Source organism: Flavobacterium terrigena (assembly GCF_900108955.1).
In the GTDB taxonomy this organism is placed as follows: domain Bacteria; phylum Bacteroidota; class Bacteroidia; order Flavobacteriales; family Flavobacteriaceae; genus Flavobacterium; species Flavobacterium terrigena.
The window spans coordinates 79050-95339 of the sequence record NZ_FNYA01000007.1; the positions used below are offsets into that span (position 1 = coordinate 79050).

Annotated in this window: 13 protein-coding genes; 9 read left to right on the forward strand and 4 right to left on the reverse strand. The window is 29.6% G+C overall.

The window, feature by feature from the left end; genetic code table 11:
- Nucleotides 1-58: 58 nt before the first annotated feature.
- The 6 genes from BMX42_RS11835 (at nucleotide 59) to BMX42_RS11860 (ending at nucleotide 8940) form a co-directional block, all read left to right on the forward strand.
- Entirely contained in the window at nucleotides 59-751 is a 693-nt protein-coding gene (locus BMX42_RS11835; protein WP_091314487.1) for a hypothetical protein, read from the forward strand.
- A complete protein-coding gene (locus tag BMX42_RS11840) occupies nucleotides 751-3504 on the forward strand; it encodes a TonB-dependent receptor (RefSeq protein WP_091314491.1) in 2754 nt (917 codons plus the stop codon). Before BMX42_RS11835 ends, BMX42_RS11840 begins: the two co-directional genes overlap by 1 nt.
- A gap of 3 nt (nucleotides 3505-3507) precedes the next feature.
- The gene (locus tag BMX42_RS11845) at nucleotides 3508-4722 is read left to right on the forward strand and encodes a DUF4249 domain-containing protein (RefSeq protein ID WP_091314495.1); all 1215 of its coding nucleotides are present in this window, start codon (nucleotides 3508-3510) and stop codon (nucleotides 4720-4722) included.
- Nucleotides 4723-4748: 26 nt separating this feature from the next.
- On the forward strand, nucleotides 4749-5960 hold the full coding sequence (locus BMX42_RS11850) for a DUF4249 domain-containing protein (RefSeq protein WP_177169168.1): 1212 nt from the start codon (nucleotides 4749-4751) through the stop codon (nucleotides 5958-5960).
- Entirely contained in the window at nucleotides 5957-7651 is a 1695-nt protein-coding gene (locus tag BMX42_RS11855; protein ID WP_091314504.1) for a hypothetical protein, read from the forward strand. The genes BMX42_RS11850 and BMX42_RS11855 overlap by 4 nt, the downstream gene beginning before the upstream one ends.
- A gap of 89 nt (nucleotides 7652-7740) precedes the next feature.
- Nucleotides 7741-8940, forward strand: coding sequence for a M28 family peptidase (locus BMX42_RS11860; protein ID WP_091314508.1), 1200 nt, complete (start codon nucleotides 7741-7743; stop codon nucleotides 8938-8940).
- 61 nt (nucleotides 8941-9001) lie between these two features.
- Here BMX42_RS11860 and BMX42_RS11865 read toward each other — a convergent pair whose 3' ends face one another.
- Nucleotides 9002-10075 (reverse strand): fatty acid desaturase family protein, encoded by a 1074-nt coding sequence (locus BMX42_RS11865; RefSeq protein WP_091314511.1) that lies wholly within the window; start codon nucleotides 10073-10075, stop codon nucleotides 9002-9004.
- Between the two features lie 247 nt (nucleotides 10076-10322).
- Between BMX42_RS11865 and BMX42_RS11870 the strand changes: the two genes are divergently transcribed.
- Entirely contained in the window at nucleotides 10323-11273 is a 951-nt protein-coding gene (locus BMX42_RS11870) for a hypothetical protein (protein WP_245748289.1), read from the forward strand.
- Nucleotide 11274: 1 nt separating this feature from the next.
- Here BMX42_RS11870 and BMX42_RS11875 read toward each other — a convergent pair whose 3' ends face one another.
- Together BMX42_RS11875 and BMX42_RS11880 are read right to left on the reverse strand one after the other, a co-directional pair.
- A complete protein-coding gene (locus BMX42_RS11875; RefSeq protein WP_091314514.1) occupies nucleotides 11275-11997 on the reverse strand; it encodes a sterol desaturase family protein in 723 nt (240 codons plus the stop codon).
- Between the two features lie 81 nt (nucleotides 11998-12078).
- Entirely contained in the window at nucleotides 12079-12654 is a 576-nt protein-coding gene (locus tag BMX42_RS11880) for a Crp/Fnr family transcriptional regulator (RefSeq protein ID WP_091314516.1), read from the reverse strand.
- A gap of 280 nt (nucleotides 12655-12934) precedes the next feature.
- Here BMX42_RS11880 and BMX42_RS11885 point away from each other — a divergent pair, with 280 nt between their 5' ends.
- A complete protein-coding gene (locus tag BMX42_RS11885; protein ID WP_091314519.1) occupies nucleotides 12935-13480 on the forward strand; it encodes an ExbD/TolR family protein in 546 nt (181 codons plus the stop codon).
- Nucleotides 13481-13530: 50 nt separating this feature from the next.
- Complete coding sequence (locus tag BMX42_RS11890) at nucleotides 13531-14343, forward strand: hypothetical protein (protein ID WP_091314522.1); 813 nt, start codon at nucleotides 13531-13533, stop codon at nucleotides 14341-14343.
- Between the two features lie 238 nt (nucleotides 14344-14581).
- Here the strand turns inward: BMX42_RS11890 and BMX42_RS11895 are convergent, their stop codons facing one another.
- On the reverse strand, nucleotides 14582-16078 hold the full coding sequence (locus BMX42_RS11895; protein WP_091314525.1) for a hypothetical protein: 1497 nt from the start codon (nucleotides 16076-16078) through the stop codon (nucleotides 14582-14584).
- Nucleotides 16079-16290 lie beyond the last annotated feature (212 nt).

Below are 16290 nucleotides of genomic sequence, written 5' to 3' on the forward strand. Positions count from 1 at the left end.
TTATCGGGATTTTTTGCGTTGTAAGAATTTTTATATAATTTCACAAAAAATATAAAAAATGTTACTCCAAAAAAAACTACTACTACTTATTTTGATTTCCAGCTTAAGCTGCTTCTCTCAAAATAAAAATTTCATAAAACACAACGACAGTTTAGTCGGCTTTGAAAATTTAGCTTACAATAATGGACTAGTCTATTACAACAAGTACAAGACAACTTCCAATAACACTTCACAGTTTCTTGAAAACAAATACAGTAATGGAATTTTACAATATAACAATCAAACATATACTGATCTAAGCTTAAAGTATGATGTTTTTGAAGATTTGCTTTTATTTAAACCTGCTTCACAATTGGTTTTAGAAACAAGTTTAATAACCAAACAAGTTGACTATTTTATACTTAAAAACAAAAAATTCAGAAAAATAGAAACTATTTCAAGTGACAAAACAACTAGCTCAGGTTTTTTTGAAGAAGTTGAAATTAATGAAAAGTGTACTTTATACATTAAGCATAAAAAAACATTAAAATCAGATTTTCAATCCGTTAAATTATCATATATTTTTTACGATTATAATGTATACTATATTTTTTACAACAATAAACTTGAAGAAATTTCGTCTAAAAAAAGTATCATTAATTTGTTTCCAACATTAAAAAAAGAAATTAAACAATTTTACAATACAAATCGAAATCAAAGGGAAAACAACATTCAACTTTTTTACCAAAATTTATTTAAAACTATAATTTAATGAAAAATACACTTTTACTATTTTTGTTTATTTTTCAAGTTACAGCTTTTTCTCAAACAAAAAATGATAGCATAACTATTTCTTTTAATAATGAAACCATTTCTCAATCATTAAAAAAATTAGAAGAAAAACAGTCTATATCTTTCTATTATGACACAAAATGGTTAGAATCTGAAAAAAAGACAATTACCGAAAATTTCAATAATTCAAGTTTAGAAAACATTTTAAGTGCATTGTTTGCAAATACTTCATTAAATTATTTTGTAGATAACAACAAAGTAATTTTATCACAGAACAGAATTGTTTATGATTATTTTGTGGACAATTATTTCAAACCTGAAAGTAGCAAAAACACAAATGCTACTGATAATTCGAGTATTCAACAAAAAAACGACATCTCAAATTTTGACAACGATATCATTTATATCGGAAAACAAAAAAGAGGAAATACTTCATCTAAGCACACATTATCTGGTTATATCAAAAACATTGAAACCAACGAACCGCTAAAGAACGTTAAAATAAAAGTAAACAACAAGAATATTGAAACATCAACTGACGACAATGGTTTTTATAGTTTAGAAGTCCCAACTGGAACACACATAATTGTTGTTCAAACCATAAACGCAAAAGGAAATAATAAAAAAATATTTATCAGTGAAAATGGAACTTTAGATTTCAATATAAGTCAGAAAACTATTGGAATTAAAGAAATTATAATCACTAATAAAATTCAAACAAAAATAAAAACATCAGTTGTTGGTGCCACATCAATTGATTTAGAAAACATGAAAAACGTACCTGTTTTATTAGGTGAACAAGATGTTTTCAAAATTGCAACTATAATGCCTGGAATTAAAACAACAGGTGAAGGTTCTAGCGGATTAAATGTTCGAGGAGGAAATGCAGATCAGAATTTAATTTTAGTAGACGACATCTCATTATATAACCCGTTTCACTTTTTAGGCTTTTTCTCATCTATTAATCCATATAGTTTAAAAAGTGTTACCATTTATAAAGGAAGTATTCCTGTTGAATATGGTGGTCGTTTGTCATCTGTTATAGATTTAAAAACCAAAAAACCAACTAACACAAAATTATCAGGTGAAGGCGGAATTGGCCCAGTTACGAGTAATTTATTTGTAAACGTTCCGGTTGTAAAAAATAAATCTGCAATTATTGCTGGTTTTAGAGCAACGTATTCAGATTGGATTTTAAAAAGCTTAAAAGACGAACAACTTAAAAAAAGTAGTGCATCTTTTTATGATTTTTTCACAAAATACAGTCATGAAATAAACGAAAACAACACCATTAATGCCTCATTATATTATAGTGATGATAAGTTTAAAATAACATCAGATTCATTATTCAACTATAACAATCGTCTTTTAGGAATCAATTGGGAACATAAATTTTCTAAAAAAATGAGTTCTCAATTATTATTGAATAATAGTGACTATAAATATGGCGTTAATTATTCGAACCAAAATGATAATAGGAAGTCGTTTGAATCTGGTTTTAACATTAATGAAAGTAATGCTCAGTTAAAATTTGAAAACAAATTGAATGGTAAATTCACGGTAAATTATGGTTTATCTGCCAAATTATATAAAATAAATCCAGGTTTCTTAAATCCAAAAGAAGCTACAAGTTTAATTGTACCAGTAAACTTAATTAATGAGAAAGCTTTAGAAGCTTCAGCCTATTTAAAAACCGAAGCAAAACTTACTGAAAAACTATTAATAAATGTTGGTGGAAGATATACCACATTTAATTATCTAGGGGAAAATACACAACGAATTTACGAAGAAGGTTTACCAAGAAATGAAGCCACACTTATTGAAACCAAACAATACAAACACAATGAAGTGATAAAACAATATGGCGGATTTGAACCGAGAGTTTCAGCTCGATATATGTTAACTAATAGTTTGTCTACTAAAATTGGTTATGACAAAACATATCAGTACATACATTTATTAAGTACGAACACTACTCAATCGCCAACAGATATATGGAAACTTTCAGATATCAATGTAAAACCACAAATTGGAGAACAATTTTCTATTGGGTTCTATAAAAACTTAAATGAAACTTATGAAATTAGTTTAGAAGGTTATACCAAAAAATCTAAAAACATCTTAGATTATAAAACTGGTGCTAATATTGTTTTAAGTAATAAAATAGAAACTGAATTATTGCAAGGTGAAGGAAAATCGTACGGAGTTGAACTTTTAATTAAGAAAAACATAGGGAAATTAAATGGATGGATTGCTTACACCTATTCTAGAAGTTTCTTAAAACTAGATAGTCAATTTAGAGATGAACGCGTGAATGATGGCGAATATTTTGCATCAAATTTTGACAAACCGCATGACTTTAATTCTGTTTTAAACTACAAAATAACTAAAAGGTATAGTTTTTCATTAAACTTTGTGTACCAAACCGGAAGACCAATTACGTATCCAATTGGAAAATATACTTATGCCAATTCAGAATACACGCTATACAGTGATAGAAATAAATTTAGAATTCCAGATTATTACAGAGTTGACGTAAGTTTCAATATTGAAGGAAGTCATAAAATAAAAAAACTAGCACACAGTTTTTGGAACATTTCAATTTATAATGTATTAGGACGAAACAATCCATATTCTATTTATTTCATATCAAATGACGGACAGGTAAAAGGGTATAAAACATCAATTTTTGCTATTCCAATTCCAACAATAACATATAACTTTAAATTTTAAGGTATGAAAAAAATTAGCTTACTAATAGTGATGATACTTTTGTTTGGTTGTACTGAACCTTATCTTTTACAGACTTCTAATTTTGAAGAAGCTCTTGTTATTGAAGCAACTATAACTAACGAATTAAAAACACAACAAATTAGGCTTACTAAAACGTATCGTTTAGAAGAAAATGGTCCTGAATTTGTTGAAAATGCAAATATTTCTGTAGAAGATGATTTTGGAAATGTCTATAACTTTACTGAAGGCAATGAAGTTTACGAATCGCAAAATCCGTTTCAAGCTATTGCTGGTAGAAGATACAAATTAAGAATTATTGTAAACGGAAAAACATACACTTCAACACCTGAAGTTTTAAGCGCCGTTAATCCAATTCAAAATGTAGAAGTACATGATGTTACTATAGCTGGTGATCGAGGTGCTGAAATAAAAGTAAAATCATTTGATCCTACAGGAAATTCAAAATATTACAGATATGAGTTTGAAGAAACCTATAAAGTAATTGCTCCAAAATGGAAACCAAACACAGTGACAATTAACCCAAATTTCAATGCATTGGGATCGAAAGATTTGATTTTTACACCAAGAACTTATGAAGCGCAAACTTGTTATTCTACATTCAAATCAAATGAATTATTATTACATTCTACTTCAAACTTATCTGAAGATCGTGTAGATTATATGGTACGATTTATTCATGTAACCAATCCAATCATCAAACATAGATACAGCATTTTAGTTAACCAATATGTTCAGAATTTAGAATCATATACGTATTACAGTACTTTAAAAAGTATTTCTGGAAGTGGTAGCATACTTTCTCAAAATCAACCTGGATTTTTCAGAGGAAACATCACTTGCGAATCAAATCCGAATGAAAAAGTGATTGGCTTTTTTGATGTGTCTAGCAAAAGTTCACAAAGAATATTTTTCAACTTTGCAGATGTTTTTCCTGGCACTACAGCTCCAGGATATTTTTACGATTGTTATGATAATTGCGTAGACGAACCTGGCGAATATAATTGTCCTGGAGTTTATAATTTTTGTTTTGAAATTGGTAATCCTAACTCAACATGCGAGGGTGAAAATGTAGAGGCACAATTAAATACTGGTAATTTATTATATTATTCTGGCCCTAACCCAATATACTTAGTTCCACTTCCATGTGGAGATTGCACACAATTCTCTTCTAACGTAGTACCAACATTTTGGCAATGATAAAACATAACTCCAAATTTAAAAGTATGAAAAGAATTAGCTGTCTAATAGTAATGATACTCTTGTTTAGTTGTACTGAACCTTATCTTTTACAGACTTCTAATTTTGAAGAAGCTCTTGTTATTGAGGCAACTATAACTAACGAATTAAAAACACAACAAATTAGACTTACTAAAACGTATCGTTTAGAAGAAAATGGTCCTGAATTTGTTGAAAATGCAAATGTTTCAGTTGAAGATGATTCTGGAAATGTCTATAACTTTATTGAAAGCAATGAAGTTTACGAATCGCAAAATCCGTTTCAAGCAATTGCTGGTAGAAAATACAAATTAAGAATTATTGCAAACGGTAGAACATACACTTCAACACCAGAAGTTTTAAGCGCCATTAATCCAATTCAAAATGTAGAAGTACGTGATGTTACTTTAGCAGGTAATCGAGGGGCAGAAATAAAAGTTAAATCATTTGATCCAACTGGAAATTCAAAATATTACAGATATGAGTTTGAAGAAACCTATAAAATAATTGCTCCAAAATGGAAACCAAACACGGCAACAGTTGATCCAAATTTTAATGCATTGGGATCGAAAGATTTGATTTTTACACCAAGAACTTATGAAGCACAAACCTGTTATTCTACATTCAAATCAAATGAATTATTATTACATTCTACTTCAAACTTATCTGAAGATCGTGTAAATTTCATGGTGCGATTTATTCATGTAACCAATCCAATCATCAAACATAGATATAGTATTTTAGTTAACCAATATGTTCAAAATTTAGAAGCTTATACGTATTATAGCACTTTAAAAAGTATTTCTGGAAGCGGAAGTATCTTATCACAAAGTCAACCTGGTTTTTTTAGAAGTAACATCACTTGCGAATCAAACCCGAATGAAAAAGTGATTGGCTTTTTTGATGTGTCTAGCAAAAGTTCACAAAGAATATTTTTCAACTTTGCAGATGTTTTTCCTGGCACTACAGCTCCAGGATATTTTTACGATTGTTATGATAATTGCGTAGACGAACCTGGCGAATTTAATTGCCCCGGAGCCTACGACTATTGTTTTGCAACTGGAAATGGCACAACATGTGAAGGCTATGACGTAGAGCATCTATTAAATACAGGTTTAAAATTATATTATTCTGGCCCAAACCCAGTAAATTTAGTTCCACTTCCATGTGGAGATTGCACTCAATTTTCATCTAACATAGTACCAACATTTTGGCAATGATAAAACAAACATTAATAATCGTATTTTTCCTTTTCAATTCATCTTTGTTTGCACAACAAGCAAATTCGAATTATAAAACAACACCTATAAAAGAACAGATTGTGCTTCAAACCAATACTGATTTCTACTTATCCGGTGAAAGTATTTTATACAAAACTATAAGTATAAACAATACAACTAAAGAAGCTATTTCATATAGTAAAATTGCTTATGTAGAATTAATTAATGACGAAAACAAGTCCATATTAAAACACAAACAAGTAATTAGTAATGGTATTTCTTATAACGATTTTTTTATTCCAACTAATATTGAAACAGGAAATTATAAAATTATTGCTTATACTAATTTAACACAAAACAATAATGAATATGCTTCTAAAGAAATCTTTATAATAAATCCATATATTTCATTTCCAGAAAAATTCAAGGAAAAAAATAAGACTTCAGAACTTACCAATTTCTCAAATTCAATTCAACAAAATGACATCAATTCTAAAATTGAAACAAGTAAAAAAGAATTTCAAAAAAGAGAAAAAGCTATTATTACAGTTAAAGACAATTTACAAGGTAACTTTGTGTTAAATGTTATTAAAATTGATAGTATTCCAACTCTAAACCACACGAATAATAATTTACTTACTCGAATTGAAAGTTCAAATTTAGATAACACTGAAAATATTGTATCTATTCCTGAAACTAGAGGTGAAATTTTTTCTGGAAAAATAACTTCAAAAAGTGGTTCTGATTTATTAGAAAATAAAAAAATAGCACTATCTATTCCTGGTGAAAATTTCGATTTTAAAATTACAACAACTGACACCAATGGAAATTTTAAATTTCTAATGGAAGGCTTTAATGGTGATGAAGCTTATTTTCAAGTGTACGAAAAAGATAAAGAAAAATACAAAATCGAAATTATTGATAACCCAAGTATAAAAACAAAAAAAACAGAAAGAGACATCCAAATTAATCCAAATTTTGCCGATGCCTTCTTGAAACGTTCTATTGCGAATCAAATTCAAAACATATATTATCACACGAAAAGCGATACTGTTTTTACTTATAAAAAGAATAAACCATTTTATTATGGTAGCGATAAAGAATATTATTTAAAAGATTACAACGTTCAAAACACAATTAAAGAAGTTTTTATTGAAATTGTACCAGAAGTTTACATTAATAAAAAAGATGGAAAACAAGTATTTAATGTAAACGATTATGAAGTTAATAGCAGTGATTTATACTTAAATACTTTAGTTTTAGTTGATGGCTTTTTGTTACAAGATGTTGATGAAATACTAACTTTCGACCCAGCCTTTTTCACAAAAATAAACTTTGTAAATAAAGGATATTTATATAACAAATATTTATTCAATGGCGTGGTTAATTTAACAACGAAAGATTTTAATTATGTTCCAAAAGTGGAGGATGATTATATCATTATGAAAAAATTAGAACGCCCAGAACTTAACAAAAGATATTATGCAATAGATTATTCTAAAAACAATTTTGAGAAAATTCCGGACTATAGATATCAATTATGTTGGGAACCAAATATTACAGAAATTTCACCTCAAAAAACTTTTGAATTTTATACTTCAGATATCTCAGGAAATTACAAAATAACAATTGAAGGAATTACTAAAAATGGCGAACCAATTCTAATGGAAAACTATATCAAAGTAAAATAAAAAAAGAAGCCTTGAAAAAATCAAGGCTTCTTTTTTGTTAAAAAACAAACAAAACTTTTCATATATTTGAGAAACCAAATCAAAAAATTATGAAAACCTACTTAAAACTTTCCCTAAGAGTTTCCCTACTGCTCTTTGGACAAACGATTGCATTTTCACAATCCTACATTCAAGGCTATCAAGATGTTGTGAATCAAGTTTCCCAAACCAACACTACAACAAACCTTACTGACTTTGAAAATTTAGGAATAAAAATCAGAGGAAGCGCCGCCCAAACAAATACTTTAAATTGGTTAAAGAATAAGTATTTAAGTTATGGCTTTACAGCTGGACAAATGGTTGAAGATCCGTTTACATATACTGGTTCAACAGCAGTTTGTAAAAATTTAATTGTAACCAAAACAGGAACTTTATACCCAAACACCTATGTCATTATTTGCGCACATTATGACACCATTAATGGAAATGGAACAAATGACAATGGAAGCGGTACAAACATTTTATTAGAAACTGCACGTCTTTTGCAAAGCATCCCTACTGAATATTCTATAAAATTTATTCATTTTAGTGGTGAAGAAGCTGGTTTATATGGTAGTCAACATTATGTTTCTAACGTAGTGAATGGCACTACTCCAAAATTAGATATAAGATTGGTTTTTAATATCGATCAAGTTGGTGGTGTTGCCGGACAAACCAATAACACTATTACTTGCGAAAGAGACATGAGTAATACGCCATCAACCAACAATGCGGCTTCAAACACTAAAACAAACGAACTAATAAATTGTGTGGAACTATATACAAACTTAAATACTTTATTAGCCAACGCCTATTCTTCAGATTATGTTCCATTTGAAGATAACAATGAAGTTATTACCGGATTTTACGAAACCAATGAATCAAATGTAACACATACCGCAAATGATTTATTGATTAATATGGATCCAACTTACGCGTATAATGTGACAAAAGCTGCCGTTGGTGCCATGCTTCATTTTGCGGTAGCAAATACATCAGTTATGTCTAACGAAACTTTCAATTCAGATAATCAAGTTACGGTTTACCCGAATCCTGCAAAAAATAATTTATTCATCAATAAAGGAACTTTAGATGCTAAAAATTATACTGTAAAAATTGTAGATATTAATGGTAAAACCGTTTCTGAAAAAGAATTTAATAATTCGCAATTAACAGAACAATTTCCAGTTTCGCAATTGTCGTCTGGAATTTATATGTGTGTGGTTTCAACTGAAAGCAAACAAATTTTCAAAAAAATAATTATTGAATAAAAACTTACTTCATAAATACAAAAAACCGCGACTTAAAAACTAAGTTGCGGTTTTTTTGTTTTTAATCTGGCTTACCCATTTTATTAAGATGTCTAAAATGTGAAAACATCATTTCAAATAAGGTTTTATGATGATATGGAAAATTATATTCTTCTGTAGTTTCTTTAATTATCTGGTTAATTTCACTGTAATTGGTATGACAAATATTTGGGAACAAATGATGCGCAGCATGACAATTAGAACCACCACTTAAAAAACGTGCCCAACTTTTATTTGCATCCCAATCACAACTTGTATAAAGTTGGTGAACAGCCCAAGTATGCTCAAGAAACTCACCTTCAGGTTGAGGGTAATCAGCACCATCAAAAAAATGGGTGCCTACTAACATTATTATAAAAACTAAAGATGTAAATGCACTAGCTGTAAAATAAGTTAAAATAATAAAACTCCATGAATAATCAGTAAACAATAGAGGAAACACAAGAACAATTGAAAAATATACTACTTTATACAATACAAATCTTATATATAATTCTGTTTTAGAAACACCTTTTTTCATCCAATGATATTCCTGAGAAAACAAGTAAACCCAATCGCTCATAAAAACGGAATGCAGCAATGTGAACATGTAAACAAAAGGTGCATAATATGCCTGATATCTATGTTTTGGTTTCCAAGGATGAGTTGGACTTAATCGTAAAAATGGATTTTTGTCAATATCAATATCACTTCCTTCCACATTAGCATATAAATGATGAGAACGAATATGTCTTAATCCCCAAAGTAAAGGATCTATACCAACAGTAAGAAAACTAAAGAAATGTAAAACTCCATTCCATTTTTTATTTTTAAATGCCGTATTATGCGAAGCATCATGTCCAAAACTAAAACCAATTAACAATCCAGCAAGTTGAAAAACAACATACAACAACCAAAAATTGATTTTACTTAGCGAATTGAAAAACAATAAACTATAAGAAAAATAACAAACTGCAATCCAAAACACACCTTTAAACCAAAATTTAAAATCACCATGAGACGTTGATTTACCTTCCAGTTTTTCATAAACTCTTTTTCTGAGATGTAAAAAAAATGCTCTTTCTGCTTCCGATTTTTTAAAATACTTTGTTTTCATTTATTGTAATTGGTTTAAAATATGAAATAAAAATCCTGTTTTTCATTTGAATTCGATTAATCACAGCTGAATAGTGAATCAAATCTTTCGCCGTAACTTTTTCTAAATTGTCGGCTATTTTTGCGATTTTAAGTTTGAAGTTCCTCATAATTTATGATTTATTTACACTTCAAAAGTATTTTAATAATCACAAAACAAATTGCAGTAAATAATAATATGTATATTTGGTTTTGCGAAAATCACAAATATGAACCCTCAAGAAATCCTTTTAAAAGAAATCCGACAAATTATTGGAAACGAAACTTCTATAAACGAAGCCATTTCTAATGTGTTACAAATAAGTTATGATGCGTCGCACCGAAGAATTTCGATGAAGAGTAAATTTTCTATTGAAGAAACAGTAGCTTTATGTCAGGAATACGGGATTTCTATGGACAATTTGTTTCAGCAAAATGACAGCTTAATAGTCGAGAAAACAAAAAGTATAAAAACCCAAGCCGATTTTAAAAATTATTTCGAAAAATCAAAACAATTTTTATCCGATTTCAATCCAGCCGAAACGATATTATATTATTCCGCGAAAGACATTCCGATGAATTATACGGTTGCTGGAACTTTGTTTTCTAAATTTAAATTTTTTATTTGGTTCAATTTATTAACAAATAAGACCGCCACACATTTTGAAGATTTTGTATTTGACACGGCTATTTTAAATGACACTTCCGCATTAAAGCAGTTTTTCGAACATTCCAAACGAGTAGAAATTTGGAACGACACCACAATAAATAGTTCTTTACAACAAATTTATTATTTTTTCGAATCGGGATTATTGCAGTATTCAAATGCGAAATTACTACTTCAAGATGTAACTGAAATTATTGATACTATAGAACAAAAATGCCAAACCAATACACCAGATTTTCAATTGTATCATAATGAATTGCTGATTTTAAACAATTCGGTTTTATTTACATCGCATCAAAAATTGAAATTCTTTTTGCCCTATAATGCATTAGGTTATTATGCTACTTCGGACAAAAACGCCTGTTTAGAACAAAAAGAATACATTGCTAATCAGCTTTCCAATTCTAAATCGTTAAACCAATCGGGCAAAAAAGATCAAAAAATATTTTTCAATAAAATGCGTCAAAAAATTGATTTCTATAGTTCGAAAATTGATAATTATGTGGTGGAATAGTTTATTCTTTATGCACATCTTTAAACTTAAACATATCTAATAATCGTTGTTCTTTTTCGTTATTGAAACCACAAGTTGACTTAAATTCTTTTGGATTTTCGTACGTTCCAAATAACATATCCCACCAAACAATATCACCATAATTATTAGTGTGTTTGTCATATTCATGATGAATTCTGTGCATTTCCGGACGTTGAAAAATATAACCAATCCATCTCGGTGTTTTCACATTCGTGTGATAGAAAAATTCACCTAAAGCTGTAAACAAAGTATACACCGCACCAGCTTCCACACTTAAACCTAAAGTTGAAAATACCAAAAGACTACCAATTATAGAATTCACAGTCATTTCTAACGGATGTTTGTAAAACGAAGTAATGACTTCCAAACGTTGCGGACTGTGGTGAATTTGATGAAAACGCGTCCATAGAAAATCAAATTGATGTCTCCATCTGTGCCACCAATAAAAAATAAAAGTGGCAATAAAATAAGCAATTAATCCGCCAAAAAATGGATTTACATGTTCCGATAAATTAAATATTGAATATTGAGAAAGCCAAATTTCCCAAGTATAACCAGCAAGTGTTACTACGCCTAGTTGCAAAAAATTTACGGCTAAAACTCTGATGGTCCAAGTGGGCACTTCGGGTAATTTCCAACCAGGAATCGTTCGTTCCAACAAAAAACAAAACGCGAAAACGATAAAAATAATAGTAAGTGTCATTTCAATTTAGTTTTACAATTAATACTAAATCAAAATTACTAGCAATGCAACTAAAATTGATGCACCTAAGTTAACAAATAACTAAACGATACGTTTTCTAATTCTACTTAACGATTGCGGTTTTACACCAACATAAGAAGCAATAAGATATTGTGGAATTCGTTGCACCAAATCTTTATAATGTTCTAAAAAATAGCGATATCTGTCTTCTGGATTGTATTGATGAACGGTTAAAAGTTGGTTCACCATGATGATAAAACGATGTTCAATAATTATTCTACCGAGTAAATTAGCGTTTTTGGAAACCTTATATAGCTTTTGCAATTCGTCATAATCAATGACTAAAAATTCACAATCTTCTAAAGCTTGAATATTTTGAATAGAAGGTTGTTTTGAAATAAAACTTCCATAATCGGCAACAAACTCACCTTCTTTGGTGAATTCTAAAGTCGCTTCTTCCTCATTCTTAAAAACGAAATAACGCACCAATCCTTTACACAGAAATCCTAATTTTGTATTCACTTCAGTGGATTGCAAAAAGTATTCGTTTTTTTGTAACGAAAAAGGTTTAAATGCCTTTTGAAACAACACTTCTTCATCAGGTTCTAAAGTGGTAATATGTTTTAAGGTTTGTAAAAGTATCTGGAAAGCTTCCATACAAATATATTTTACTACAATACTAGTGAAAAAATAATTAATAGACTCTTTGCTAATTTCGATAACAGAAACCGTTATTTATTTTTCACTTCAAATAAAAAATAACAAAAACCGTTATTTAAATTTCGTTTTAAAAATAAAATAACAAAAGTTGTTGCAAAAAAAATATTTTCTAAAAAATTGCAACAAAAGTTGTTGCAAAAAAAATGAATTGAAAAAATTTGCAACAGAAACGGTACAATTCTTGAGTTGGTAAATTTACTAACTAAACTACTCCATCATGTACACTAGCAAACATACTTACGGCAAAAAAAGCATTACTCCAAAAGCTAAAAAGCTACATCCTTTTATAGATTTAACTGCTATGGTCAATTTATCTTTTCTATTAATGATGTTTTTTATGTTGCAAAGTTTCATGAAGAAACCTTATTCTATGGATCTGCGTTTGCCTCAGCAATATAACGATCCTTATGGCTGGAGTACTGGTGGTTGTGGTGGCGAATGGAAAACGTTTACCATTTTATTAGGCGCAAACAATAAAGTAGTTACTTACATGGGGTTAGTTGATTTTCCAGTTGAAAAGCCAAAAGCATTTACTTCGGGTTCAAAAGCGCTAAGAAATAATATTATTGCGGTTAATGAATATGTAAAAGAACATGTTAATGATCCAAAAAAAGAAGGATTATTTGTCATTATAAAACCTAGTGCAGCTTGTGTGTTTGAAAACTTAGTAGAAACTATGGATGAAATGCATATCAATAAAGTTAGAGGCTTCGTTGTGGATGACCGACTTAACGAATCAGAACAAAAACTATTAGAAAAATAATTTATAGAATTAAATTCAAATTTTTCTAAATTTACAGAAAACTAACCACAATGAAATTAATCACCGACAGAACCATAATTATAAAATCATTAATTGCTGCATTGCTAATTCTAATAATTAAAAACTTTGTTTTCAAATACTTATCATTATACGGACAAGATTTTCACGATCTAATTGAACTATCAGATATTACCATCATTTTCTCAGGTGCTTTTTTCGTTTTCGGATTGTTATTAGCCGCAACAATGAGCGATTTTAAAGAAAGTGAAAGAATTCCGGGTGAAGTCGCATCCAATTTAGAAGCCATAAAAGATTGGATTTATTTAGCTATACGAGCACCAAGAACAGGCACTTCCGATTTATGTAAAGAAGAATTAGATCAACCTCACTTACGCAACGAGTTACTTGGCATGACAGACGGAATTATCGCGTGGATATATTCTAAAGAAAAAGATTCAAACGTAATTTTTCCTTTAATTAGAAAGTCAAATGAAATTGCGTATTACTTCGCAGAACGCGGCGTGGACAAAGAAGCTATAAAAGGGATTCAAGAAAATACCAATGCGATGAGAAAACAACTAACTCGAGCCTACTCTATTTCCCGAAATAATTTTATAAAACCAGCTTACACTTTATTGCAAAGTATCTTGTTTATTGTGATGTCGTTGTTGCTAATTACTAAATTCAAATCTAATTCTGCAGATTATTTAGTTACATCAGCCATTACCTTTTTGTTTTGTTATTTGTATTTATTAATTAGTGGTTTAGATGACCCTTTCGACATTACAAACGATGAAATTGATGTCGATTTAAAACCAATTGATAGGTTAAGACATCGTTTAGATAGCGATTTTTTGGTTTAAATTATTAGGTCTCACCTTTTTCATTTTAGCCACGAATGCACGAATTTTAAAATAAAAATGCTAAAATTTGTTCATCTTCAATGATCCCGATGTATCGGGACCAATTAAATCGAAAATTTAAATAAAAATTAGTGAATTCATGGCGAAAAAAAATATTCAAAATCACGTTAACTGTTAGCAAAAAAAACACTCAATTATGAGTGTTTTCTTATTTTATATCAATTTTTATATCAATAATTTATTTTTTCTTCCTTTCTTCAACAATGGCTATTGTAGTGGAGTTTGGAGTGGGTAAACCTTTCAGTAAAGCGTCAAAAACATGACTCAAATCACCTGGTTCTAATCCTTCTTCATGAGAATGGCAAAAAAAACAGGTGCCTTGAGCGTTGTATTTATCTCCATGTTGTTTATAAGTTTCCATAGTAGAATTTGCCAACTGACTCGTCCCAATTGCCACACCTGCAACACGTAATGAATCTACTTTTGGATTATAACTATATCCGTTTGGTGCTGCTCCGCTATCCGTCCATGTTGCACCAATAAAAATATAATTCTTACGAACATCATTGCCTTTCAATTTAGAAATGATAGCATTATTAATAGCAATAATTTCACTATTTGAAGCTGCCGGCGAAGCATCTTCTGCGTTTGGTTTGACATCAACTGCACTTCCCCAAGGTTTTGTTCTAAGTGTATTACTTGGTGAAATGGTATGTCCTTTTTTTGCTTTTATAGAATCCGAAGCAAAAACCATATGTGAAATATTTGTAGAATCTTTCAGATTAGCATTTAATAACCAATCACCTTTTTCATCCGCTAACACTGTTTCTGTTTTTCCATCTGTAGTAAGATATTGATAAGCAGCATTAGGCGCGTTGCGTTTGTGTTCAAATGTTGCCCAAATCATTTCTGGATGTCCATTTGCGCTACCTACAATATGCATTCCAACTAGTGCTAGTTTTACTTTTCGTTCACCTTTTATCAACCATAACTTATCATTTTGTTTTTTATAAACGGGAATAGTAGCATCAATAATAATAAAGTCTTCTCTATTTTCAAGAGATTCTGCCACTATCCATGATGTTTTAATCTCTATAGCTAATGCATTTGGATTTTTTAAAACCACACCATTTTGTTTGGCAAAATTAAAGATGCTATCTTTTTCGGCTTTTGTAGTTGGAAAAGTAGCTCCAGACATTTTCTTTTGGTTAACGGCATTTAAAAATTCTGCATAAACGTCATTAACCATAGAAATATAATATATTAAATTTCCATTTGCATCCATTAATACATCATCAGTTGCCTGACCTTCTTCACTTACGATTTTTCCAGTTTTGTCAACATTAGCTATTGCTCTTAACAATTGACCAGGTTTATTCGGAATTAAATCTCTTTGCTGATTACTATTTTTAGGCGTTACAGTATAAAATTCAGGAGATTGAAATACAAGATCACCAGCACTATCATCTTTTGAGGTCATCCAAAGAAACATTCTTTCAGACCATTTATAAAAGTCACAATTATTATCGTGTATAAAATCTACACTATTAGCAGGAGTAACTTCTCCATTTTCGGTTACCTCACCACTTTTAAACCAAGTTGCAAAATCCTTATCAGTTAAATCACATAATGGTTTTACATTTTGAGGTAATTTCCCGTTTTCAATAACACAAGAAACAACCAATGCTCCTATTAAAATTACTAAAAATGATTTTTTAAAAATATTTTTTCTCATAATATATAGTTTTTAAGTCTTCAAATTAATTTAGCTGCTTTTTTAAACAAAAAAAGAGGTTAACAATTAAAATGCAACCTCTCGTTTATAATTTAAAATATGCTAAAACATCTAACTGGATAAGGTATTCCCCGCTTCTTCCTCTTAAAGCAACAATGCTGCTTTGAAGCGAGTTTTATGAATCTCCTCCCCAAGAGATTTATTTCCTTTAC